The sequence below is a fragment of the Micromonospora taraxaci genome, assembly GCF_007830095.1.
Classification (GTDB): domain Bacteria; phylum Actinomycetota; class Actinomycetes; order Mycobacteriales; family Micromonosporaceae; genus Micromonospora; species Micromonospora taraxaci.
The window spans coordinates 2,282,589-2,306,117 of record NZ_VIWZ01000001.1; the positions used below are offsets into that span (position 1 = coordinate 2,282,589).

Here is a 23,529-nt window from a genome sequence, read left to right on the forward strand (position 1 = left end):
GACCGGCGGCCGGCGCGTGCGCGGGCACGATAACCGTGCGGTACGACAGCGACCGCGGAGATGCGACAGCGGCCGCTCAGGCCGGTACGTCGAGGAAGTGCTCGACCACGGGCGGCCCGGCGAAGTGCGGTCCGATCAACGCACGCCACTGCTCGAAGCGTTCGGTGGCCCGGAAGTTGTCCTCGTGGGCCTCGACCGAGTCCCATTCGACGAGCAGAACGAAGCGGGTGGGGGACTCGATGCCCCGCGTCATCCGCACCGAGCGGCAACCGGTCGCCCCGGCGAGCACCGGGTGACCCTCGGCGTACGCGGCGGCGAACGCGTCCTCGTGTCCGGGTAGTACGTCGATCAGCGCGACTTCGAGCACCATGTCGGAAAGCCTCCCACGACGGGCGGGGCCGATGGTGTCCCGGGGTCTGTTCCCGCCTGGAGGGTGCCCCTAGGGTGGCACCGTGATCATCGATTGGCTCACCGGCACCGCGTTCCAGGTGGCCGGTACGGGCACCACCTGGGCGGAGCTGTTGGGGTTCGCCACAGGTGTGCTCAACGTGTGGTTGGTGGCCCGGCAGAAGATCGCCAACTGGCCGATCGGCATCGCCAACGTGCTGCTGCTCATGCTGCTGTTCTGGACCGCCGGCCTGTACGCCGACGCCGGGCTCCAGGTCGTGTACGTCGCGCTCGGCTGCTACGGCTGGTGGCACTGGTTGTTCGGTGGCGAGCGGCGGAGCCGGCTCACGGTGAGTCGTACCGGGCGACGGGAGTGGTTGGCGCTGGCCGTGGTCGGCGTGCTGCTCACCGCCGGTCTGTGGGTCCTGCTGGACCGGGCCACCGATTCCACAGTGCCGCTGCCGGACGCGTTGACCACGGCGCTGTCCCTGCTGGCGACGTACGGACAGACCCGCAAGCGGGTGGAGAGCTGGTGGCTGTGGATCGCGGCCGACCTGATCTACATCCCGTTGTACGCGTACAAGGGGCTGCACCTGACCGCCGTCCTCTACCTGGTCTTCCTCGCCCTGTGCGTGCTCGGGTTGCGGGCCTGGCGGGCGGACCTGCGTCGGGTCGACCCTCCGACCCCGGTGCCGCCCGGCCCAGCGCCGGTCGCCGCATGAGCGAGCGCAGCGAGCGAATCAGCAGGCTCAGTGCGACGGTGCCTCATGCCGGCACGCAGCGAAGCGGAGTGACGGCATGAGCGAGCGCAGCGAGCGAATCAGCAGGCTCAGTGCGACGGTGCCTCATGCCGGCACGCAGCGAAGCGGAGTGACGGCATGAGCGAGCGCAGCGAGCGGGCATCGGAGTTCGGGCACGGGATGGTGGTGGGCAAGTTCTACCCGCCGCACGCCGGGCACCACGCGCTGATCGAGGCGGCAGCCGCCCGCTGCGCGGAGGTCACCGTCGTCGTGGCGCCCTCGCGCCGGGAGTCGATTCCACTCACCCTGCGGCTCGACTGGTTGCGGGACATGCACGCGGACAGGCCTTGGGTCCGCTTCGTCGGCCGGTACGACGACCATCCCGTCGACTATGACGACCCGGCTGTCTGGGACGCGCACTGTGCGGTGTTCCGGGCGGCGGTCGGTTCGCGGCGGGTGGACGCGGTGTTCTCCTCCGAGGCGTACGGCGTCGAGTTGGCTCGGCGCTTCGACGCCGTACCCGTGTCGGTGGATCAGGATCGGCGGACCGTGCCGGTGTCCGGCACGGCCGTCCGCGCGGACCCGGCGGGTCACTGGCGGTGGTTGAGCCCGCCGGTGCGCGCCTGGTTCGTCCGGCGGGTGGTGGTGGTCGGCGCCGAGTCGACAGGCACCACCACGATGGCCGAGGCGCTCGCGGCGCACTACGGCACGCCCTGGGTGCCGGAGTACGGCCGGGAGTTGACCGCCCGCAAGCTGGCCCGGCTGCGGGAGCGTGTCCCGCAGGCGAGCGTCTTCGACGTCACCTGGGACCGGGACGACTTCCGCACCGTGGTCCGCGAGCAGCAGGCCGCCGAGGACGCGGCGGCGCGGACGAGTGGGCCGCTGCTGATCTGTGACACCGACGCGCGGGCCACGGCGGTGTGGGAGGAGCGTTACCTGGGCAGCGCGTCGCCGGAGATCCGGGCTGCGGCCCGCCGACCGGCGCTCTATCTGCTCACGGATCACCAGGGGGTGCCCTTCACCGACGACGGGCTCCGCGACGGCGAGCATCTGCGGGCCTGGATGACCGAGCGGTTCCGTACCGAGCTGGCCGGGTGCGGGGTGCCGGTGGTGGAGCTGGCCGGGTCGCATGCCGAGCGGCTGGCGCGGGCGGTGCGGGCCTGCGACGACCTGCTCGCCGCCGGCTGGTCGCTCGCCGAGCCGATTGCCGCACCCAACCTGCACTAGCCTCCTAGGACGCCCAGGGGGTGTGAGGCGTGTGCGGCACCACCCACCGCCCGGGGTGTGATCACGGGCGGTGGTGGGCAACAATGGTCACCGAGGAGGGGAGTATTCCCCCGCAACGGAGTCGTCAGCACGGTCGATCGTCGGAACCTCGGCGTCCCGACCCGGCTCCGTTGGTCGCCTCCCGGTGACGGGTGGCGGCGGAAGAGACCTCCGACAGTCACCAGAGTGAGCGACAGCGGCACACCGGCCCCTCCGGGGGCGTACGGTGTGCCCGACGCCGCGTGTCTGCCGGAGGAATGAACGTTGGACGTGTCCGGATTGGTGTGGGCGGGGACGCTTGTCGCACTGACTGCGGTCCTGCTCGTCGACCTGTTGATCATTGGTCGGCGCCCGCACGAGCCGAGTGTGCGGGAGTCGAGCCTCTGGGTCGCCTTCTACGTCGGTCTCGCCCTGCTCTTCGGAGCCGGTGTCTGGTTGACCTCCGGCGCCAGTTCCGCCGGGCAGTTCTACACAGGTTGGCTCACCGAGTACAGCCTCTCGGTGGACAACCTCTTCGTCTTCGTGATCATCATGGCCCGCTTCGGGGTGCCCCGGCAGTACCAGCAGAAGGTGCTGCTCGTCGGCATCGTGCTGGCGCTGGTGATGCGCGGTGGGTTCATCGCCGCCGGTGCCGCGTTGATCACGCAGTTCTCCTGGGTCTTCTACATCTTTGGCGCGTTCCTGATCTACACCGCGGTGAACCTGGCCCGGCAGGGTGAGCCGGACGAGGACGAGTTCTCCGAGAACGTGCTGATCCGGTGGAGCCGCAAGGCGCTGCCGATCTCGAAGGACTACGACGGCGCGAAGCTCACCACCCACGTCGCCGGCAAGCGGCTGTTCACCCCGATGCTGATCGTGATGATCGCGATCGGCACCACCGACCTGATCTTCGCCCTGGACTCGATCCCGGCGATCTTCGGCATCACCCAGGAGCCGTACCTGGTCTTCACCGCGAACGTCTTCGCGTTGATGGGCCTCCGGCAGCTCTACTTCCTGCTCGGCGGCCTGCTCGACCGGTTGATCTACCTGAGCTACGGCCTGGCCGTGGTGCTCGGCTTCATCGGGGTCAAGCTGGTGCTGGAGGCGTTGGCCGACAACAACCTGCCGTTCATCAACGGTGGCGAGCACGTCGGTTGGGCTCCGCACATCCCGATCTGGCTGTCGCTGCTGGTCATCATCGGCACCCTGGGCATCGCCACGGCTGCCAGCCTGATCAAGTCCTCCCGGGACCGGCGCCGCGAGCTGGTCGACGCTCGTCGCTGACAGAGCACCGGGTCCAGGGCGCGGGAACGCGCCCTAGACCCGGTGCGCGCCCACCAGCGTGGCTGTGCGGTCGGCCGGCAGCGGTTCCTCGATCACCCGCCGGCGGCGGTAGCAGGCGTGCAGCATCCGCCGCTCGCCGCCGTCGCCGGGTGGGGCGGTGACGATGCCGATGTGGTGGATCTTGCGGCCGGGTCGGGCGAAGAAGTAGAGGTCACCGGGGCGTTCCGCGCCCAACGTCAGCGGGGTGGTGGCGGCGGCCTGGTCGTCGGCGTCGCGGGGTAGCAGCACCCCGAGCCGCCGCCAGGCCAGGTGCACCAGCCCGGAGCAGTCGATGCCGTGCGCCGAGAGGCCACCCCAGATGTAGATCACGTCCAGCAGGCGCTGCGCCACCGCGAGCGCCTCCTCGGCGCTCGGCGTGGCGGGGGGCGTCGCGGCGAGGTGGTCGTCGAGCAGCCAGAGCGGCGTGGCCTGGCCGGGGACGTGTACCGGCCGCCAGTCGTCGCATGCAGGGCCGGCGGGGACGAGGCGGGTGCCGACGACGACGCCGGGCACCACCACCGGACCACCCGGCGCGGCGTGCAGCCCGGTGACAGTGGTGTCCACCACCAGCGGTGGTGCGGTGCCGGTGGCGGTCGGGTCGACGGCTGTCAGTTGCTCGGCGGGGAGCCATCCCGGGTAGCCGCGCGGATCGAGCTTGGCGGCGGGCTGCTCGACGGCGACGACCCGGGCCCAGCCGTCCGGTCGGAGTTCGCTGACGAGGACCCGCTCGCCGAGCAGGAGTTGGCTCAGCACGCAGTCGCCGACCTGCTGGTCGGTGTTCATCCCGGAGACCCAGGCCAGGATGTCGGCGCGGGCGGTCAGTGCTGGGCGGTCGACGGGGCGGACCGCCTCGGGGGAGGTCCACAGCGTTGCCACCGCGACCCGGACGACGGCCTCACGGCCCGGTTGCAGCTCCACGTCAACCCCCAGATCGTGTCGGCTGTCCAGGGGAAACCCTATGAAAGAAACCAACGATCATCAACCATGCGTCTGCATCTTTGCTTCAGTAAGGCCGGAGATGCCCAGGCCAGGGGTGTCCGGCAACACCACTGTCGCCCCGTCGTACCGGATGCCACCCTGCACCGGCGACCACGCCAGCCACCAGGCGGCGTCCAGGTCCGGGACCGCCGTGGTGCCGTACGCGGCGACCAGGCTCGCCGCCGCCCCGATGCCGACCTGACTCTCCATCATCGAGCCGACCACGGTGCCGAGCCCGTGGGCGGTGGCCAGGTCGAGGAGGGTACGCGCCGGATGCAGCCCGCCACACTTGGCCAACTTGACGTTGACCAGGTCGGCGGCCCGACGGCGGATCACCTCCACCAGGTCACGGACCCCGAAGACCGCCTCGTCGGCCAGGATCGGCACGGAGACCCGGTCGCTGACCCAGGCCAGCCCGTCCAGGTCCCAGCGGGCCACCGGCTGCTCGATCAGCTCCACGTCGAGCCCGGAGTCCTCGATGCCCCGGATCACCCGGACCGCCTCCCGGGGCGTCCACCCCTGGTTGGCGTCCAGCCGGATCCGGACCCCCGGCCCGACGGCCGCGCGGACGGCCCGTACCCGGTCCAGATCGCCGCTCGCGTCGGTGCCGACCTTCACCTTGAGCACGCCGAAGCCGTCGGCCTGCCGCTGCCGGGCCGCCGCCGCCAGGTCCACCGCGTCGCCCGCCGCCAGCGTCACGTCCGTCGGCACCCGCAGCGTGGTGCCCCCGAGCAACCGCACCAGGGGTACGCCCAGCCGCCGGGCGGCGAGGTCGTGCAGCGCGACGTCCACCGCCGCCTTCGCCGCCTCGTTGCCGGCCACGGCGCGCTGCACCTCGGCGCAGCGCGTCACCAGGTCGTCCGGATCACGACCGATCAACTGTGGGCCGAGCAGCTCGCGGACGCAGGCCCCCGCGCCGGCGACCGACGCGCCGGTGACCTGCCACACCTGGGGCGCCTCACCGAAGCCGGACCGGCCGTCGGAGTCGACCAGTTCGACGACCAGGGTGTCCACTGTGGTGGTGCGACGCAGCGCGGTGACGAACGGGGTGTGTAAGGGGGCGGAAACCCGGTGGGTGCGTACCTCCGAGATCGTCATGTCGGGCACCCTATACGGAGACGCACGGTGGGAGGGGAGACCGGATGACCGGGCAGGGCTGGGAGTTGGTGGGCGCACCGAACGCGCGTGAGCTGGGCGGGCTGGTCGGCGCGGACGGGCGGCGGGTCCGGGTGGGGCAGCTGATCCGTACTCCCGCGTTGGGTCGGCTGATCGACGACGACCTGCCGGTGCTGGCGAAGCTGGGGCCGGCGTGCGTGGTCGACCTCCGGGACGACTCGGAGATCGCTGTCGCCCCGGCCGACCGGCTCACCGGTGAGCCGCGGGTGGTGTGCCTGCCGGTGCACGACCCGGAGCACCCGGTCTTCACGTACGTCTCGGCGGTGCTGCTCGGCCACGACCTGAACGCGTACGCGGAGCTGGCCCGGCAGGGCACGGCGGGGGCGATGGCGGCCATCTACCGGTGGTTCGTCACCGGGGAGTCGGCCCGGATCGGCTTCGCCGAGGCGGTGCGGCTGGCCGGCCGACCGGAGAACCTGCCGTTGGTCTACCACTGCTCCGCCGGCAAGGACCGCACCGGCTGGCTCACCGTCATCCTGTTGACGGCGCTCGGGGTGGACGAGGCGGCGATCCGCGCCGACTACCTGCGCAACAACGAGATGACCGACAGTCTGCGCGCGGTGATCGTCGAGGCGATGCGACGGCGGCAGCCCGAACTGGACGTCGACGCGGTGCTTCCAGTGCTGGAGGTCCGCGCCGAGTACCTCGACGCCGGCTACGACGAGGTACGCCGGGTGCACGGCTCGTTCGACGCGTACCTGCGCGACGGGTTGGGGTTGACCGACGGCGACGTCAGGGCGCTGCGGGCGCAACTGCTGGAGTGACCGGCGTGCCCGGCGGTGTGCTGGTGCGGGTGGCCCAGCCGAGGACGATCAGCGCCTGACCGACGCTGTAGGAGGCCATCACCAGCACCGGTTCGCCGGGTAGCTGGGCCACCCCGGCCACCCCGGCGGCGATCAGCAGGTCGGAGCCGAGGAACAGCGCGGCCCCGAGCCCGACCCGCCAGCCCCGGGTGGCGGCGGTGCTGGCCATCGCCGCCAGGGCGAGGGCGTAGACGGCCACCGGCACGGCCAGTCCGACGTCGGTGAGCCCCGCCCACATCCAGGTCAGCGCGACGACTGTCAGCACCGCGTACCCCAGCGGGACCGCGACCAGCGGTGCACGGCGCAGCGCGGTCGCGGCGCCGTGCCGGGTGAACGCCGCGAGGTAGCAGAGGTGCGTGCCGAGGAAGCAGGCCATTCCGGCGAGGAACCAGCCGGTGCCGTCGATCATCAGGGCCACGTCGCCGCCGGTGGCGAAGGCCAGTGCCGTGAGCATCAGCCGGTCCGGCCGGGCCGCGCGTTCGGTGGCCGCCCACCAGAGGTACCCGGCGAGCAGCGGCATGAGCAGCGGTTTGGTGAGCAGGAAGGCCAGACCGCCGCCGGTGCCGACGGCCAGCAGGTTCGCCGCCGTCACGACGAGGAAGGCGATCAGGACGAGGCGACTGCGAGGCATCGGCGACTCCGGGAGTGGGGGTGCGCAGAGCCTAGCCGTGCCCTGTGGAATGCGGGTCAGAGCCGGTGGCGGGCGGCCCAGACCCGCGCGGAGACGTCCGCGATCAGCAGGCAGGCGTCGTCGGCGACCCCGTCGTCCGGGTCGGTGGTGGTGCAGACGGCGATCAGGTACGGCGGGGCGTCGTCGGGCAGCACCACGCCGGCGCCGTGCCGGACTCCGCGTACCCACCCGTTCTTGTGCGCGATGCGGGTGCCCTCGGGCAGACCGGCGGCCAGGTCCTCGCGGTGCTCCTGGGCGAACAGGACGTCCAGCATGGCGGTGCACGCGGCGGGTGAGGCGATCGGGCCGGGGGCGCTGGCGCCGGCGGCGAGCGCGCCGAGCAGGGCGGCCAGGTCGGCGGCGGTGACAGTGTTGGTGATGCCGGCCTCGCGGGCCGCGAAGTCCTCGATGCCCCGGCCGGTGACGCTGTTGCGGGCACCTGTCGACGCCCAGACGTCGGCCACCGCGGGTAGCCCGACGTGACCGATGACCACGTTGGTGGCCAGGTTGCTGGACCGCACGATCATCCGGTCGGCCAACCAGCGCAGCGTGGCCGTGTCGCCCAGCCGGTCCCAGACTGCGTCGTCGTTGTCGTAGGGCTGCGCGCAGGAGAACCGGGGCGCGCCGGGTTGGGCGGAGTCGAACTCGTTGACCACCGGAACCGGGGCGTCCAGGTCCAGTTCGCCGGCCTCGGCGGCGCGGTGCAGCGCGGCGAGCACCGCCACCTTCATGGTGCTCGCCGCGTAGTGGGCGGCGTCCGGGTGGCGGGTCCAGGTCGGCGGCGCGTCGAGTCGGCCCACGTACGCCGAGACGGTGCCGGGCACCCGGTCCAGGTGGGCGTCGAGATCATCCCAGGTCATGCCGGTGACCGTAGCGGATCAAGGGTGGGCGGGCCCGCGTACCCGGGTGGGAGACGGACGGGCGCGCCGGCCGCAAGCGGCCGACGCGCCCGGTGTCGGGTGCTGGTGGGCTCAGCCGGCGTGCTTGCGCCGGGCGGCGGCGCGGCCCCGCTGCTGCTGGTCGAGCACCACCTTGCGGATGCGCACCGCGGTCGGGGTGACCTCGACGCACTCGTCCTCGCGGCAGAACTCCAGCGCCTGCTCCAGCGAGAGCTTGCGCGGCGGGATCAGCTTCTCGGTCTCGTCGGAGGTCGACGCCCGCATGTTGGTGAGCTTCTTCTCCTTGGTGATGTTGACGTCCATGTCGTCGGAGCGGGAGTTCTCCCCGACGATCATGCCCTCGTACACCTCGGTGGTCGGCTCGACGAAGAGCTGACCGCGCTCCTGAAGGTTGATCATCGCGAAGGCGGTGACCGCGCCCGCCCGGTCGGCGACCAGCGAACCGTTGTTGCGGGTACGCAGCTCACCGAACCACGGCTCGTACGACTCGAAGACGTGGTGCAGGATGCCGGTGCCCCGGGTGTCGGTGAGGAACTCGGTGCGGAAGCCGATCAGGCCGCGCGCCGGGACCAGCCACTCCATCCGGATCCAGCCGGTGCCGTGGTTGACCAGCTGCTCCATCCGGCCCTTGCGGGTGGCGAGGAGCTGGGTGATCGCGCCCAGGTACTCCTCCGGAGCGTCGATGGTCAGGCGCTCGACCGGCTCGCAGGTCTTGCCGTCGATCTCCTTGGTGACGACCTGCGGCTTGCCGACGGTCAGCTCGTAGCTCTCCCGGCGCATCTGCTCGACCAGGATGGCCAGCGCCAGCTCGCCACGGCCCTGCACCTCCCAGGCGTCCGGCCGCTCGGTGGGCAGCACCCGCAGCGACACGTTGCCGATGAGCTCCTTGTCGAGGCGGTCCTTGACCATCCGGGCGGTGACCTTGGAGCCCTTGACCCGGCCGACCAGCGGCGAGGTGTTGGTGCCGATGGTCATCGAGATGGCCGGCTCGTCGACGGTGATCAGCGGCAGCGCCGTCGGGTTGTCGACGTCGGCCAGAGTCTCACCGATCATGATCTCCGGAATGCCGGCGACCGCGATGATGTCGCCCGGACCGGCGGTCTCGGCCGGCTTACGCTCCAGGCCCTCGGTCATCAGCATCTCGGAGATGCGGACCCGCTGGGTGCTGCCGTCGGTGCGGCACCAGGCCACCGTCTGGCCCTTGCTGATGGTGCCCTGGCGGACGCGGCACAGCGCCAGCCGGCCGAGGAACGGCGAGGCGTCGAGGTTGGTGACGTGGGCCTGCAGCGGGGCGCCGTCCTCGTACGCGGGTGCCGGGATGGTGTCCAGCAGGGTGCGGAACAGCGGCTCCAGGGAGGTGCTGTCGTCGGGCACCGAGCCGTCGGCGGGCTGGGTCAGCGAGGCGATGCCGTCGCGCGCGCAGGCGTAGACGATCGGGAAGTCGATCTGCTCCTCGTCGGCGTCCAGGTCGAGGAAGAGCTCGTAGGTGTCGTCCACGACCTCTTTGATCCGGGCGTCCGGCCGGTCCACCTTGTTGATCACCAGGATGATCGGCATCCGGGCCCGCAGCGCCTTGCGGAGCACGAAGCGGGTCTGCGGCAGCGGGCCCTCGCTCGCGTCGACGAGCAGCACGACGCCGTCGACCATGGTGAGGCCGCGCTCCACCTCGCCACCGAAGTCGGCGTGACCGGGGGTGTCGATGATGTTGATGGTGACCGGGTCGGAGCCGTCCGCCGGCAGGTACCGCACGCCGGTGTTCTTGGCCAGGATCGTGATGCCCTTTTCCCGCTCCAGGTCACCCGAGTCCATTACCCGCTCGGTGTTCTCGCCCCGGGCGCCGTACGCCCCGGCCTGCCGCAACATGGCGTCGACCAGGGTGGTCTTGCCGTGGTCGACGTGAGCGATGATGGCGACGTTGCGGAGGTCGGTGCGAAGCTGCATACCCTCTATCCTTCCGCCTGCGCTCGCGCAGGCCGCGTCGGGGTCACCCCCAGGTGCCCCTGATCTATGGTGAAACTGCTGTGCCGGTGGTTCTTCCGGCTGGCATGCTGGCTCCCGTGTCCCGGGGGCCTGAGTGCACGACCTGCTGACCTGGGTGCAGAGTCTGCCCACCCTGTGGATCTACCTGGTCGCCGCGCTGATCGTGGCGGGCGAGACCGCGGTGATCTTCGGCCTGCTCGTGCCGGGTGAGGCTACCCTGCTGCTCGTCGGCTTCCTCACCTACAACGGTACCTTGCGGCTCGGGCCGGCGTTGCTCGCGATGATCGTCGCGGCGGTCGCCGGGGATGGGCTGGCCTTCCGCGCCGGACGTCGGTACGGCCCCCGGCTGCGCGCCGGGCTGGGTCACCGGGTCGGGCCCGAGCGGTGGGGCCGGGCCGACGCCATGCTAGCCCGGCTCGGCGGGCGGGGAGTGTTCGCGGCCCGCTGGGTGGCCTTCGCCCGCACGCTGGTGCCCCGGCTGGCCGGTGCGGCCGGCATGCCGTACCGCCGGTTCGTGCTGTGGAACCTGGCCGGTGTGGTGACCTGGGTGGGCGGCTCGGTCCTGCTCGGTCACCTCGCCGGTGAGTCGTACGACACGGTCTCCCGGCTGCTCGGTCGGGCTACCGGCGCGGCGCTGTTGCTGCTGGCGGGCCTGTTGGCTGTGGTGCTCGCCGGCCGGTGGCTGGGTCGCAACCCCGACCCGGTTCGCGCGTTGCTGTCCCGGGCCGGGGCGTTGCCCCCGGTGCGCTGGCTCACGGCGCGCTACGGGGTGCTGTTCTTCCTGGTGGCCATGCGGGTCGGGCCGGCGTGGACGTTGCTGCTCAACCTGGCCGCCGGGCTCCTGCTGCTCTTCGCTGCCGGGCTCGCCATCGCGGGCCTGCTCGCCGTGGCGGTGCGCAACAGTGGCCTGGCCGCGCTGGACGGCGCCATCGCGGGGTGGTTCACCGCCCGGCGTACCCCGGATGCCGCCGACGCAACGACGGTCCTGGTGTCGGTGGTACGGGGGTCGGTGTTGATCCTGTTGGTGGCGCTGGTGGCGGCGGTGCTGGCGTGGCGCAGCCGGCCCTGGCGCACGGACCTGCTCAGCGTGGTCGGCACGGCGGGCGCGTTCGTGCCGCTGGTGGTGCTGGCCGTGGTGGCCGAACTGACCGGGCCGCACGGCGGCGGTGGGTCGGCCCCGTTGCCGACCCAGAACGCCGTGGTGGCGGCGAGCTTCTGCACCCTGGCGTGGCTGGTGTCGCGTGGTGCCCGGTGGCCGGTGGCGGTGGCCGCCTGGACGACCGCCGCGGCGGGGGTGCTCGGGGTCGGTGGCGCGCGGCTCTACCTGGGTCTGGACACGGCGAGCGGGACCGCCGCGGCGGTGCTGCTCGGGGTGCTCTGGACGGTGGTGTTCATGGTGGCGTGGGCCACCCGGGACCGGGCGGTGCGGGAGTTGGAGCAGCCGGTGGACCAGGTCCGGCCGTCGTCCGAGGGGCACCGCAGCCCGGTCGAACCTTGCTAGGGTGCGGCGACTGTCACACGGGGAGGCATCGTCATGATTCGACGGACCGGTCGGTGGGGCGCCGCGGCGCTCGCCGGGTTCCTGTTGGCGAGCGCGCTGGTCGGCTGCGCCGCCAAGGGGGAGACGCCACAGGACCTGGCCGCGCCGGTGGCGGTCACCGACGCGCCGACCGACACCCCCTCCGACGAGGTCACCGAGGAGCCGAGCCCGTCGGCGAGCGCGGTGGAGTCGATGGGCGCCGCGCCGAGTCGCAGCGCGACCCCGACGCCGACGAAGAAGCCGACCAAGAAGCCGACCCGCACCGCGACGAAGCCCCTGGCGGTCGCGAAGCCGCCCACTGAGACGCAGGTCCCGCCGGCGCCGCCGAAGCCGGCCCCGAGTTCCTGCAAGCCGAGCTACAAGGGCACCCAGGCGACCCGGGCCGAGGTGAAGGCGGCGCTGACCGACGCGGCCGGCCGCACCTACTGGCCGTCCTCCGCTCCGGACATCAAGATCCCGCTCAACCTGCTCAAGGCCACCGCCTGGCAGGAGAGCGGCTGGCAGTCCAACATCTACGCCTGCGACGGCGGCGTCGGGCTGATGCAGGTGATGCCCGGCACCGCGACCTGGATGAACCAGCGGTTCGAGCAGAGCTACGAGATCGACGCCTACCGGGACAACGCCTACCTGGGTGCCACCTACCTGGCCTGGGCGACGAAGTACATCGGCGACATGTACTTCGAGTCCGATTTCCGACTCGACCCGGCCCTGTGCACCAGCGAGTTGAATTCCTGCCTGCTCAACGCGGTGATCGCCGCGTACAACTTCGGGCACGGGGCGGTGGCGCAGGAGGGCAAGCCGCTGGCCATCCCCAACCCGTCGTACGTGCGCAACGTACGCGCGCTGATGTCCGAGTGCGTCTGCCTGGACTACTGACCGCGACGGGGGCCGTGACGACGCCGTCACGGCCCCCGTCGCGTCAGTCGGTCAGTCGCGGGCGGCGACCGGCTCCGGTGACGCCGGGGCGTCCTCCGAGGAGTCCCGGTTGATCCGGCCGGGCCACCAGAAGCGCTCACCGAGCAGGAACGCCAGCGCCGGCACCACGACCGTGCGGACCAGCAGGGTGTCCAGTAGGACGCCGATGCAGACGATGATGCCGATCTGGGTCAGTGTGATCAGTGGCAGCACGCCGAGCACGGCGAACACCGCGGCGAGCAGCACCCCGGCGCTGGTGATCACTCCGCCGGTGACCCGTAGGGCGGAGAGCATGCCCTCCCGGGTGCCCACGCTGCGGGCGTCCTCCCGAGCCCGGGTGACCAGGAAGATGTTGTAGTCCACGCCGAGCGCCACCAGGAACACGAAGGCGAGCAGCAGGACACCGCTGTCGAGCGCCGGGAAGCCCAGCACGTGGTCGAAGAGCAGCCACGCCGCACCGAGGCTGGCGAAGAACGACGCGATCACGGTGAGCACCAGCAGCACCGGTGCGAGGAGCCCGCGCAGCAGGAGCACGAGCACCGCGCCGACCAGCAGCAGGATGATCGGCAGGATCAGTCGCAGGTCACGGTCGTTGGCCTCGTCGGAGTCGTACGTGGCGGCCACGGAACCACCGACGATCGCCCCGGACGGCGCGTCCGCGCCGGCGGCGGCCGGGGGAGCGGAGTCGGGAACGGCGGCGACCGCCGTACGCAACGCCTCGATCGCGCGGTCCGAGGCGGTGGTGCCGGGCTCGGCTTCCAGGACCACGTCGACCTGGGCCACGGCCTCACCGGCGTCGCCGGGGCGCGCCGAGGCGACACCGGGTACGGCGGTGGCGGCGTCGGTGACCGCCCGCACCGCCGCGGGCGTGGTGATCACGGCCACCGGTTGGGTGCTGCCGGCGGGGAACGACCGGGCCAGCGTCTGCGCGCCGGTCACCGCCTCGGGCTCGGCCCGGAACTGCTCGGTCTCGGACAGGCCGGTGCGGATCCCGAGCCCACCCAGGGCGAGGCCACCGAGCAGCACTGTGGCCAGCACCGCGACCACCACCGGGCGGCGTTCCACGGCGGCGCCGAGCCGGCCCCAGAGCCGCCCCTCCCGGGCCGGGCCCCCGACGCGGGGCACGAACGGCCAGAACAGACCCCTGCCGAACAGCACCAGGACGGCGGGGAGCACGAACAGGGCCGAGAGCATGGCGAAGACCACGCCGGTCGCGCAGGCCACCGCGAGTGCGCGGTTGGTCTCCTGCTCGCTGAGCAGCAGGGTGAGGACGCCGAGCACCACGGTGCCGCCGCTGGCCAGGATGGGCTCGGCGGTGCGGCGCAGCGCGGAGCGCATCGCCGCGAAGCGGTCCTCCGTGCGCCGCAGTTCCTCCCGGTAGCGGGCGATGAGCAGCAGGGCGTAGTCGGTGGCGGCGCCGAAGACCAGCACGCTGGCGATGCCGGTGACCTGGCCCTGCTGGAGGTTGATGCCGACGGCCGGGACGATGGTGTCCACCGCGCGCAGGGTGAGCTGCTCGGTCGCGGCGACCACGACCAGCGGCACGATCCACAGGAACGGGCTGCGGTAGGTGATCAGCAGCAGCACCGCCACGACGGCGGCGGTCACCGCGAGCAGGGTGATGTCGGCGCCGTCGAACACCGAGGAGAGGTCGGCCGTGAAGGCGGGGGCGCCGGTCACGTCAGCGGTCAGCCCGTCGGGCAGGTCGGCCAGGGCGGTGCGCAGGTCGGTCACCGTCGCGGTGACGGCCTCCTGACCGCCGGCGGTGTCGACCGGCACGGCGACCAGGGCGACGGTGCCGTCCGGGGAGACCTGGGCGGGGCTGACCTGCCCGCCCGCCGCGAAGCGGCGAAGGTCACCGGCGCGGGCGTCGACGCCGGCCCGGTCGGCCTCGCTCAACGCGCCGCCGTCGTCGCGGCTCACCACCACGATGGCCGGCTGAACGTCGTTGGAGGGCAGCTGGTCCTGGAGGCGCTGCACCTGGGTCGACTGCCACTCCGTGGACAGGCCGGTGGCCGAGACCGGTGCCGGGTTGTCCGGCTGGGGCGTCCCGAAGACGATCGCGGCGACGACGATCGCCGCGGCCACGGTGAGCCAGGCGGCCAACCTGCCGCGGGCGACTCTGGTGAACACAGACATCAGGGTGACCTCGGAGTCCTTCGGGCGTCGAGTATCTTGATAAACGAGATTATCGACGGCTGTTCTATGCTGCAACCCGAGAGACCGACGACGGGGGAAAGCGGCGCGAGGTGGCGACTCACGGCATGTACCGGCGGCGCGACACACACCGCGAGCGGCTGGTCGCGGAGATCACCAACAACCTCCGGCGGTACGCGGCCGACGCCCAGCAGGTCGGTCACGCCTTCGCCAACCTGCACGGGCTCAACCCGACCGACCTGCAGGCGTTGATCGCCGTGATGGACGCCGAACTGCTCGGTGAGCCGATCACCCCCGGCCGCCTCGGTGAACACCTCAACCTCTCCTCCGGCTCCGTCACCGCCCTGATCGACCGGCTCGAGCGGGCCGGTCACATCCGCCGGGACCGGGACACCGTCGACCGGCGCAAGGTGCTGCTGCACTACGCCGACCAGGGCGCCGCCCTCGCCATGGAGTTCTTCCAGCCACTCGGCGCGCGTACCGACACGGTGATGCAGCGCTTCGACGACGACGAGCTGGAGATCGTGCACCGGTTCATGGCGGAGATGGGCGAGTCGTTGCGAGACCACCGGGACGCGATACGCGCCGCCCGCCCCGAGCCGCCCCGCCGCCCGACGGGCTGACCGGTGCCGGACCGGCTCGTCGCCCGCCTCGCCGCCGCCGCGCTGCGGCTACCACCCACCCGACCCAACCCGGTGCGGGTCACCCGCGACATCGCGATTCGGGCCCGCGACGGTGTGGTGCTGCGCACCGACCACTACGCCCCGGCGGCCCGGGACGCGCCGACAGTGCTGATCCGCACCCCGTACGGGCGGGGCGGACCACTGCGGCTGCTCGGCCGGCTGCTCGCCGCCCGGGGCCGGCACGCGGTCATCCAGGCCTGCCGGGGCACCGACGGCTCCGGCGGCACGTTCGCCCCGCTCGTCCACGAGCGCGACGACGGAGTGGACACCCTGGACTGGCTGCGCCGCCAACCCTGGTGGGCCGGCCAGCTCGGCATGTTCGGGGTCAGCTACCAGGGCTTCGCGCAGTGGGCGCTCGCCGCCGACGCCGACGAGGACCTGCGCGCGATGGTCGCGGTGGTGACCGCGTCGGCCACCCGGGACTCGACGTACGCAGGAGAGTCCTTCGCCCTGGACACGGTGCTGACCTGGGCGGAGTTGCTGCACGCGCAGACCGTGCCCTGGCTGGCCCGGCAGTGGGAGCTCAAGCGTGGGCAACCCCGGCTCGTCGCCGCGTTGCGACACCTGCCGTTGGCCGACGCCGACCAGGTGGCCACCGGTGTGACCATCCCCTTCTTTCAGGAGTGGCTGCGCCACCACGATCCGGACGCCGTCTACTGGCGGACCCGGGTCTTCGCCGACCGGGTGGCCCGGGTGCGGGCGCCGGTGGCCATGGTCAGCGGCTGGCACGACATCTTCCTGCCCGCCCAGCTCGACGACTTCGCCACGCTGCGCGCCACCGGAGCGCAGCCGCGCCTGGTGATCGGCCCGTGGACGCACGGCAGTCCCGGCCTGTTCGTGGCCGCCCTGCGCGAGGGGCTGGCCTGGCTCGACGAGCACCTCACGGCCGCCCCGCCGGCAGAGCGACGCCCGGACCGCCACGCGTCCGCTCCGGTACGGCTGTACGTGGCCGGTCCCGGCGGCGGCTGGCGGGACCTACCGGACTGGCCGCCCCCGGCGGTGGAGACCGCGTGGCACCTGCATCCGGGTGGTGAGCTGGCGGTGCGCCCGCCGGTCGCGTCGACGCCGGACGAGTTCCGGTACGACCCGGCCGATCCGACACCGTCGGTGGGTGGCCCGCTGCTCGTCGCTCAGCGGGCAGGCCCGGTGGACAACCGGCAGGTCGAGGCCCGCCCGGACGTGCTGACCTACACCAGCGCCCCGCTGACCGGGCCGGTCGAGGTGATCGGCCCGGTACGCGCCGAGATCCACGTGCGCGCCGAGCTGCCGCACCTGGACGTCTTCGTTCGACTGTGCGACGTGGACCGTCGAGGTCGTTCGTGGAACGTGTGCGACGGTCTGGTGCGGGTCACGCCGGAGCGTTCTCCGGCCGACCCCGACGGTGTGCTGCGGGTGCCGGTGTCGCTCTGGCCGACCGCGTACCGGTTCGCCGCCGGACACCGACTGCGGGTGCAGGTCTCCGGCGGCGCCCACCCGCGCTGGGCGCGTAACCCCGGCACCGGTGAACCTCTCGGTACGGCGGTTACGCTGCGTGCCGGCTGGCGGCAGGTTCTGCACGACCCAGAGCACCCCTCGGCACTGCTGTTGCCGATCGTCCACTCTGCCCCGGCGCAACCTCCAATCTGAACAGAGCCCGTCTGAGCTGGGCATTCACGGCAAATGCGGGCTATGGTTGAGTCAACGCCCGGCGCCGTGCACCAGCAGACCGGGCTCGCCCGAAGCCCAGCACCGCGTACGCGGTGTGATGTCGTGCCCGGTCCCCGCCCCAGTTGAGAGGGGGACCCCATGACCCGGGCCCCGGCTAATCTGTTGGCCGTTCGAAGTCTGCTCCTCACGCACCTCGACAATGCCCCCGGCCCGGACGACCTGGATCCGGCGGAGGTCGGCATCGTCGGCGACCCGTCCCACCGGGGTGGCTACCACTGCGGCTCGGACCGGGTCGTCCCCAACGACTACTCGGTGGTCGAGTCACCCCGGGACCGGGCCGGCCTGACTCTCGACGCGTCGGCGCTCGACGTCGGCCAGTTCGACGTCCGCTCCGGGGGCCGTTCGAACACCCTGCCCAGCTTCTCGGTCTGGTGCGTGGCGCAGTGCGCCGCGAACGCGGCCGACACCCGGGACATCCGCGAAATCATCTACAGCCCCGACGGCTCCACCGTGAAGCGGTGGGACCGCCTCGGCAAGCGCACCACCGGCGACAGCTCGCACCGCTGGCACACCCACTTCAGTTTCTTTCGTGACGCGATCAAGGCGGGTCGCGACCAGCGGCCATTGTTCCGCCGCTACCTCAGCTCCATCGGACTACTGGAGGACGACGACATGACCCCTCAAGAGCACAACTGGCTGGCCACCGTCCACAAGAACCTCACCGTGCTGGACGGCCGCAACCCGATCGGACAGATCTACACCCGGATCGCGGAGGGTCGGGACGAGACCGGTATCGCGGTGACCGGCAACTGGAACCTGCGGGCGATGACGGCGCAGCTCACCGACCTGCAGAACAAGCTGAACGCACTGGCCGCGAAGGACTTCACCGACGAGGCGGCGATCGTGCAGGGCGTGCTGGCCGGGCTGACGCCGGAGGAGATCGCCGCGGCGATCCCGCCCACCATCGCCAAGCAGGTCGCCGACGAACTGGCCCGCCGGCTCGTCGCCTGAGCGGAGGGGCGGCCCGTAGCCGCCGGGCCGCCCCTCTCCACGCTTCCGCAATGATCGTTGGGCAATATATATTGCGCAACAGTTCTTGCGGATGTCATGGTGGGGGCATGGAAAGCCCTGACGTACGCCAGATCACCGACTCGCGGGCACTGGCCGCGATGGCCCACCCGCTTCGCCGCCGCCTGATGGACGTGCTCAAGGTGCACGGTCCCTCGACCGTCGGCCTGCTTGCCGAGCGCACCGACCAGGCGCCGGCGAACGTCAGCCACCACCTCAAGGTCCTCGCCGCGGCGGACCTGGTCACCGAGGCACCCGAGCTGGCCCGGGACCGGCGTGAGCGGTGGTGGCGGCTGGTCAGCAGGGGCCTGCGCTGGTCCAACGCCGACTTCGACGCCGACCCGGCCGCCCGAGTGGTCGCCGACGCGGCCACCTCGCTCAACCTCGACCGGCACGTCGCCCTGGCTCGCGCGTGGCACGCCACCGACGAAGCCAGCCAGGCAACCTGGGAGGACGCGCCGTTCTCCACCGACCGCTGGCTGCACCTCACGCCGGGCGAACTGGCCGAGCTGAGCCACGAGCTGAACGACGTCCTCGCGCGCTGGGCCGACCGGGACCTGCCCGACGACGACGCCGAACGTCGACCGGTCTTCCTGTTCATCCACGGCGTACCGGCCCGACCGTGACCACCGCCACCCGCAACCAGTCGTTCGACGTCCAGCCGACCGGCGGGTTGCTGCGGCACCGCGACTTCCGCCTGCTCTGGGCCGGTCAGACGGTCAGCAGCGTCGGCAGCAACGTCACCACCGTCGCGCTGCCCCTGGTCGCGGTCGCCGTCCTCGACGCCAGCACCTTCCAGGTCGCGGTGCTCACCGCCGCGGCCTGGCTGCCCTGGCTGTTGATCGGCCTGCCGGCCGGAGCGTGGGTGGACCGGCTGCCCCGCCGATCGGTGATGGTGGTGTGCGACCTGTTCTGCGCGTCGGCCTTCCTCAGTGTGCCGCTCGCCGCCGTGCTGGGCTGGCTCACCGTTGCGCACCTGCTGGTGGTCGCTCTCAGCGCCGGCACCGCGCGGGTCTTCTTCGAGACCGCCGACCAGGTCTACCTGCCGGTGCTGCTGCGACCCGAGCAGCTACCCGAGGGCAACGCGAAGCTCCAGGCGACGCAGACCGTGAGCCACGTTGTCGGGCCCGGCCTCGCCGGCCTGATCGCCCAGCTCACCGGCGCCGTGGCCGCCCTGCTGCTGGACGCGCTCACGTTCCTCGCCTCGGCGGCGCTGCTGCTGCGGATCCGCACCCGTGAACCACGCGTACGTCGGCCGGACCGATCCCGGTCACTGCGTCAGGACATCGCCGAGGGGCTGCGCTTCGTCGTCCGGGACCCGTACCTGCGGGTGCTGACGGCCTTCGGCGCGGCCAGCAACTTCGGGCTGAGCGGCTACCAGGCCGTCCTGGTGGTCTTCCTGGTCCGCGAGCTGCGCCTCGAACCCGGCCTGGTCGGCGCGCTGGTCGGGGTGATGAGCGTCGGAGGCATCATCGGGGCGCTGGTGGCCGCCAGAGTCGGCCGGCGTTGGGGGACCGCCCGGGCCCTGCTGATCGGTGGGGTGCTCGCCGGCCCGCCGGCATTGGTCATCCCCCTGGCCGCGCCGGGCGTCGGGTTGGCCTGGCCAGCGCTCGGTGGCCTGCTGGTCGGCCTCGGCGTGGCCGTCGGCAACGTGGTCAAGGGCGCCTTCCGGCAGACCTACACGCCGCACCACATGCTGGGCCGGGTGACGGTGAGCATGCAGCTGCTCAACTACGGCACGATCCCGGTGGCGGCCGTGCTGGCCGGTGTGATCGGCGCGCACTACGACGTCGGGACAGCAGTGTTCGTGATGACCGCCTGGCAGGCGTTCACCCCGTTGATCCTGTTGATCGGGCCAATCCGGAGGCGGCGGGACCTGCCCGCCGCCCCGGTGGCGTCTTGAGTGCGCTGCGACGGCGGCCGGGACCCGGCCGCCGTCACCGGCACGGAGCTACATCGGGCGGACGTTGTCCGCCTGCGGACCCTTCTGCCCCTGGGTCACCTCGAACTCGACCTTCTGGCCCTCGTTGAGCTCCCGGTAGCCGCTCGTCGCGATGGCGGAGTAGTGGACGAACACGTCCGGCCCTCCACCATCCTGCTCGATGAAGCCGAAGCCCTTTTCCGAGTTGAACCACTTAACCGTGCCGGTTGCCATGCATCTCTCCCTGTTCAAAGCGGCTGACCATCGACCTCTGGCCGATGATCGCCCGTACCTGTTCGACAGTAACGGGCGAAACCCCAATCTGCTGGCCGAAGTGCCGTAGGTCTTCGAGTGAACTCTGCGCGCCGGCACGTGAAAGCCGCCCCGACCACGCCCCGCTGGGGCATGCTTGCGCCGATGACGGGTGCCGCAGCCGACGCGCTGACCGAGCTGGAGCGCGAGATCGACGCTCCCGGAGCCGGCCTGGACCGGCTCCGGCTGGTCCCCACTCCGTTCGTCCCCGAGGTGCGGCTGCACCTGGCCGAGGACGCCATCGTCTGGTGGGCCCGGATGGAAGCCAACGCCGGCCACGCCCTGCCGGCGCCCTACTGGGCGTCCGCCTGGGCCGGGGGCCAGGCGCTGGCCCGTCACCTCCTGGACCACCCGGAGCTGGCCGCCGGTCGCCGAGTGCTCGACCTCGCCGCCGGGTCGGGACTGGTCGCCATCGCGGCCGCACTGGCCGGCGCCACGCAGGTGATCGCCAACGACATCGACCCGTACGCCGTCGCCGCCGTCACCATCAACGCGCGAGCCAACCAGGTCGCCGTCGACGCGGTCGGGGACGACCTGCTCGACAGCTTCGACGCGGAAGCCGACCTGGTGGTCGCCGGGGACGTCTTCTACGACCGCGCGATGGCCGACCGGATGCTGCCGTTCCTGGAACGGATCGCCGCCGCGGGCGCCGACGTGCTGGTCGGTGACCCCGGCCGGGAGCACCTGCCGGTCGACCGTCTGACGGTGCTCGCCGACTATCCGGTGCCCACCACCGAACCGTCGGTCGACTCGCCACTACGCCGAGTACAGGTGCTGCGGCCCGTCTGAGCGCCGGCGGTGTCTCAGGGGCGACCCCGAGACGGAAGCCAGGGGTCGCTGGGGGCAACAACCGGATGTCCGAAGTGGTGCGGCGGCCATAGCGTACGAGGCATGACGCAATGGCTGGCCCAGATCGGAGAACTGCCTGTTCTGCTGCTGATGGGCGCGCTCGGGCTCGTCATGCTCTTCGATGCCGTACCCCTGCTGGGTGTCCTGGTCCCCGGCGACGTGGCGATCCTCGCCGCCGTCGGGGTGGGCCGCCCGAGCACCGGGCTGGCCACCTTCGCCGCTGTCATGGTCGGCTGCCTGGCCGGTTGGTCGCTGAGTTTCCTGGTCGGCCGCCGCTACGCCGAGCAGCTACGACACAGCCGGATCGGCGATTGGATCGGCGAGGCACGCTGGGTCGCGGCGGAGGGAATCCTGCGTCGCGGTGGCGGCCGGATGATGGTCGTCGCGCCGTTCCTGCCCGTGTTCAACGCGCTGCTTCCGCTGGCCGCCGGTGGGCTGCGAATGTCGTACCGCCGGTTCCTCGGCTGCGCCACGCTCGGCGCGGCTGCCTGGGCCGGTCTCTACCTCGCGCTGGGCACCGCGGCGCGGTCCATCGCCGGGCTGCTGCCCGGTGAGCCCAGCCCACTGGTGATCACGATGGGGGTCGGGGTGGTGTTGGCTTCCGTCGTGTTGCTGGGGGCGCGGCGGCGGCTCTTTGCCCTTGGTGGTTAGTGGTTGCGGTGGTGGGGCGGGGGCCCGCCGTGCCCGGCTCCGGGCGGTCAGGCTTGATCCCTGCGCCGGGCACGGCGGGCCCCCGCCCCCGTTGTGCTTGACCTACGTCTGGTCGTGCCGGCCCCGACGGGGGTTTTGATCTTTGGGGCTACCAGCCTCTTGCCTTCCACTGGGGGAGGGCGGGGCGTTCCGCGCCCAGGGTGCTGTCCTTGCCGTGGCCCGGGTAGAACCAGGTGTCGTCCGGCAGCTGGTCGAACAGCTTGTGCTCGACGTCGTCGATCAGCGCGGCGAAGCGCTCCGGGTCCTTGTCGGTGTTACCAACGCCACCCGGGAAGAGACTGTCGCCGGTGAAGAGGTGCGGGGTGCCGGCGGGGTCGCGGTAGAGCAGCGCGATCGAGCCCGGGGTGTGCCCCTTGATGTGGATGACCTCAAGTGCGCAGTCGCCCACCGGCACGGTGTCGCCATCGGACAGACGCTCCGCCTCGATCGGCAGCCCGGCAGCGTCGTCGGTGTGCACCAGCGCCCGGGCGCCGGTCTTGGCGACCACCTCCTCCAGCGCCACCCAGTGGTCCATGTGCTGGTGGGTCGTCACCACAGCGGCGAGCCCGGCGTCGCCGACCAGCTCCAGCAGCCGGGGCGCCTCGTTGGCGGCGTCGATCAGCACCTGCTCCCCGGTGCTCGTGCAGCGCAGCAGGTAGGCGTTGTTGTCCATCGGACCCACCGACAGCTTGCTGATGGTGAGCCCGTCCAGCTCGCGTACCGCCGGCGCTCCGCCGTGGGTGACGTCTCCGCTGTATGTCATGACGTTTTCAGATCCATTCCGGTGGAGTAGGCAGGGGACCGTCAGGGGTGACGGAGAGCGGGGCGCCGTCGGCGCGGCCGATCAGCCAGGCGGCGAGGTCGGGGGCGGGACCGGCGACGATCGGGGCGCCGTCACGGTCACCGATGACCACCTCGTGCGCGCTGCCGTCGAGACGCAGCACCACCGACGGCGGCGTCGGCCCCATGGCGTGGTGGCTGGCCGCCTCACGCAGCAGCCGGTGGGTGAACGTGTCCGACCAGTCCGCGGCCCGGTAGTCGGCGGCCAGGTCGAGATGGTGCACCTCGATCTCGCGGAGGCGGCCCCAGACGAGCAGCGCGGCCGGCCAGGGGCCCCTGCGCGCCTGCACCGTCGCCGCCCACGCCTCGGCCGGCATCGCCGCCACCGCCTCGGCGAACAGGTCCGCGCTGCGCCGCAGGTCGTCCAGGTGCGCGGCGGGCGGTCGGCCCGAACCGGTCTCGATGTCCGTCGCGCGGACCTCCAGCGAGGCGTACATCGGCAGGTCCCGTCCGGTGCGGGCCGCGGTGAGCAGGTTCACGAAGCCGTCCGCGTTGCGCGCCAGGTGCGCCAGCACGTGGCCGCGCGTCCAGCCCGGCAGCAGCGACGCCGCGGCCAGGTCCGCGGCGTCGAAAGAAGCGGCGGTACGCAGAAGTCGGCTGGTGGCCGCGTCCACCTCGCCCATCAGCAACAGCGGATCCGTGGTCACCCGTCGACCCTAGCGGTCCGCCGTCGCGGCGTCGCCGGGGAAATCGCTTTCGGCGCGTC

23 protein-coding genes are annotated in these 23,529 nt (G+C 72.0%); 13 read left to right on the forward strand and 10 right to left on the reverse strand.

Annotated elements, in window-relative coordinates; translation table 11 throughout:
- Positions 1-76: 76 nt before the first annotated feature.
- Positions 77-370 (reverse strand): antibiotic biosynthesis monooxygenase family protein, encoded by a 294-nt coding sequence (locus tag FHU34_RS10800; RefSeq protein ID WP_145779825.1) that lies wholly within the window; start codon positions 368-370, stop codon positions 77-79.
- Between the two features lie 82 nt (positions 371-452).
- Between FHU34_RS10800 and pnuC the strand changes: the two genes are divergently transcribed.
- The 3 genes from pnuC (at position 453) to FHU34_RS10815 (ending at position 3,656) form a co-directional block, all read left to right on the forward strand.
- Entirely contained in the window at positions 453-1,109 is a 657-nt protein-coding gene (gene pnuC, locus FHU34_RS10805) for a nicotinamide riboside transporter PnuC (protein ID WP_145779826.1), read from the forward strand.
- A gap of 156 nt (positions 1,110-1,265) precedes the next feature.
- Positions 1,266-2,354 (forward strand): AAA family ATPase, encoded by a 1,089-nt coding sequence (locus FHU34_RS10810; protein WP_167524795.1) that lies wholly within the window; start codon positions 1,266-1,268, stop codon positions 2,352-2,354.
- A 303-nt stretch (positions 2,355-2,657) separates the two neighbouring features.
- A complete protein-coding gene (locus FHU34_RS10815; RefSeq protein ID WP_145779827.1) occupies positions 2,658-3,656 on the forward strand; it encodes a TerC family protein in 999 nt (332 codons plus the stop codon).
- 33 nt (positions 3,657-3,689) lie between these two features.
- On the opposite strand, the gene FHU34_RS10820 is transcribed toward FHU34_RS10815, so the two are convergent.
- Positions 3,690-4,613, reverse strand: a complete 924-nt coding sequence (locus tag FHU34_RS10820; RefSeq protein ID WP_145779828.1) for a C40 family peptidase — start codon at positions 4,611-4,613, stop codon at positions 3,690-3,692.
- Between the two features lie 60 nt (positions 4,614-4,673).
- Positions 4,674-5,771, reverse strand: coding sequence for a mandelate racemase/muconate lactonizing enzyme family protein (locus tag FHU34_RS10825; protein ID WP_145779829.1), 1,098 nt, complete (start codon positions 5,769-5,771; stop codon positions 4,674-4,676).
- Between the two features lie 44 nt (positions 5,772-5,815).
- On the opposite strand from FHU34_RS10825, the gene FHU34_RS10830 reads away from it, so the two are divergent.
- On the forward strand, positions 5,816-6,613 hold the full coding sequence (locus tag FHU34_RS10830; RefSeq protein ID WP_145779830.1) for a tyrosine-protein phosphatase: 798 nt from the start codon (positions 5,816-5,818) through the stop codon (positions 6,611-6,613).
- Here the strand turns inward: FHU34_RS10830 and FHU34_RS10835 are convergent.
- From FHU34_RS10835 to typA, 3 genes are all read right to left on the reverse strand, one after another.
- Positions 6,582-7,283, reverse strand: coding sequence for a lysoplasmalogenase (locus FHU34_RS10835; protein ID WP_145779831.1), 702 nt, complete (start codon positions 7,281-7,283; stop codon positions 6,582-6,584). The genes FHU34_RS10830 and FHU34_RS10835 overlap by 32 nt on opposite strands.
- A gap of 56 nt (positions 7,284-7,339) precedes the next feature.
- Positions 7,340-8,182, reverse strand: a complete 843-nt coding sequence (locus FHU34_RS10840; RefSeq protein WP_145779832.1) for a serine hydrolase — start codon at positions 8,180-8,182, stop codon at positions 7,340-7,342.
- Between the two features lie 111 nt (positions 8,183-8,293).
- Complete coding sequence (typA, locus tag FHU34_RS10845) at positions 8,294-10,162, reverse strand: translational GTPase TypA (protein ID WP_145779833.1); 1,869 nt, start codon at positions 10,160-10,162, stop codon at positions 8,294-8,296.
- Between the two features lie 133 nt (positions 10,163-10,295).
- Here typA and FHU34_RS10850 point away from each other — a divergent pair, with 133 nt between their 5' ends.
- Both FHU34_RS10850 and FHU34_RS10855 read left to right on the forward strand, forming a co-directional pair.
- Positions 10,296-11,702 (forward strand): DedA family protein, encoded by a 1,407-nt coding sequence (locus tag FHU34_RS10850; protein WP_145779834.1) that lies wholly within the window; start codon positions 10,296-10,298, stop codon positions 11,700-11,702.
- A gap of 33 nt (positions 11,703-11,735) precedes the next feature.
- Complete coding sequence (locus tag FHU34_RS10855; RefSeq protein WP_145779835.1) at positions 11,736-12,617, forward strand: lytic transglycosylase domain-containing protein; 882 nt, start codon at positions 11,736-11,738, stop codon at positions 12,615-12,617.
- 51 nt (positions 12,618-12,668) lie between these two features.
- Here the strand turns inward: FHU34_RS10855 and FHU34_RS10860 are convergent, their stop codons facing one another.
- Positions 12,669-14,795 carry an MMPL family transporter gene (locus FHU34_RS10860; RefSeq protein WP_145779836.1) on the reverse strand — a complete coding sequence of 709 codons (2,127 nt, stop codon included), beginning with the start codon at positions 14,793-14,795 and terminating at the stop codon, positions 12,669-12,671.
- A gap of 125 nt (positions 14,796-14,920) precedes the next feature.
- On the opposite strand from FHU34_RS10860, the gene FHU34_RS10865 reads away from it, so the two are divergent.
- The 5 genes from FHU34_RS10865 to FHU34_RS10885 all read left to right on the forward strand — a co-directional run bounded on the left by FHU34_RS10865 (position 14,921) and on the right by FHU34_RS10885 (position 20,114).
- On the forward strand, positions 14,921-15,436 hold the full coding sequence (locus FHU34_RS10865) for a MarR family winged helix-turn-helix transcriptional regulator (RefSeq protein WP_145785537.1): 516 nt from the start codon (positions 14,921-14,923) through the stop codon (positions 15,434-15,436).
- A 3-nt stretch (positions 15,437-15,439) separates the two neighbouring features.
- The gene (locus FHU34_RS10870; RefSeq protein ID WP_145779837.1) at positions 15,440-17,122 is read left to right on the forward strand and encodes a CocE/NonD family hydrolase; all 1,683 of its coding nucleotides are present in this window, start codon (positions 15,440-15,442) and stop codon (positions 17,120-17,122) included.
- A 159-nt stretch (positions 17,123-17,281) separates the two neighbouring features.
- Positions 17,282-18,154 carry a hypothetical protein gene (locus FHU34_RS10875; RefSeq protein WP_145779838.1) on the forward strand — a complete coding sequence of 291 codons (873 nt, stop codon included), beginning with the start codon at positions 17,282-17,284 and terminating at the stop codon, positions 18,152-18,154.
- Positions 18,155-18,261: 107 nt separating this feature from the next.
- Positions 18,262-18,837, forward strand: a complete 576-nt coding sequence (locus tag FHU34_RS10880) for an ArsR/SmtB family transcription factor (RefSeq protein WP_145779839.1) — start codon at positions 18,262-18,264, stop codon at positions 18,835-18,837.
- Positions 18,834-20,114, forward strand: a complete 1,281-nt coding sequence (locus FHU34_RS10885; RefSeq protein WP_145779840.1) for an MFS transporter — start codon at positions 18,834-18,836, stop codon at positions 20,112-20,114. The genes FHU34_RS10880 and FHU34_RS10885 overlap by 4 nt, the downstream gene beginning before the upstream one ends.
- Positions 20,115-20,162: 48 nt before the next feature.
- Here the strand turns inward: FHU34_RS10885 and FHU34_RS10890 are convergent, their stop codons facing one another.
- A complete protein-coding gene (locus FHU34_RS10890; protein ID WP_007072071.1) occupies positions 20,163-20,366 on the reverse strand; it encodes a cold-shock protein in 204 nt (67 codons plus the stop codon).
- 183 nt (positions 20,367-20,549) lie between these two features.
- Between FHU34_RS10890 and FHU34_RS10895 the strand changes: the two genes are divergently transcribed.
- On the forward strand, positions 20,550-21,233 hold the full coding sequence (locus FHU34_RS10895) for a class I SAM-dependent methyltransferase (protein ID WP_341874430.1): 684 nt from the start codon (positions 20,550-20,552) through the stop codon (positions 21,231-21,233).
- 102 nt (positions 21,234-21,335) lie between these two features.
- On the forward strand, positions 21,336-21,944 hold the full coding sequence (locus tag FHU34_RS10900; protein WP_145779841.1) for a DedA family protein: 609 nt from the start codon (positions 21,336-21,338) through the stop codon (positions 21,942-21,944).
- A 148-nt stretch (positions 21,945-22,092) separates the two neighbouring features.
- On the opposite strand, the gene FHU34_RS10905 is transcribed toward FHU34_RS10900, so the two are convergent.
- Together FHU34_RS10905 and FHU34_RS10910 are read right to left on the reverse strand one after the other, a co-directional pair.
- On the reverse strand, positions 22,093-22,746 hold the full coding sequence (locus FHU34_RS10905) for an MBL fold metallo-hydrolase (RefSeq protein ID WP_145779842.1): 654 nt from the start codon (positions 22,744-22,746) through the stop codon (positions 22,093-22,095).
- A gap of 7 nt (positions 22,747-22,753) precedes the next feature.
- Entirely contained in the window at positions 22,754-23,470 is a 717-nt protein-coding gene (locus FHU34_RS10910) for a maleylpyruvate isomerase family mycothiol-dependent enzyme (RefSeq protein WP_145779843.1), read from the reverse strand.
- Between the last annotated feature and the right edge of the window lie 59 nt (positions 23,471-23,529).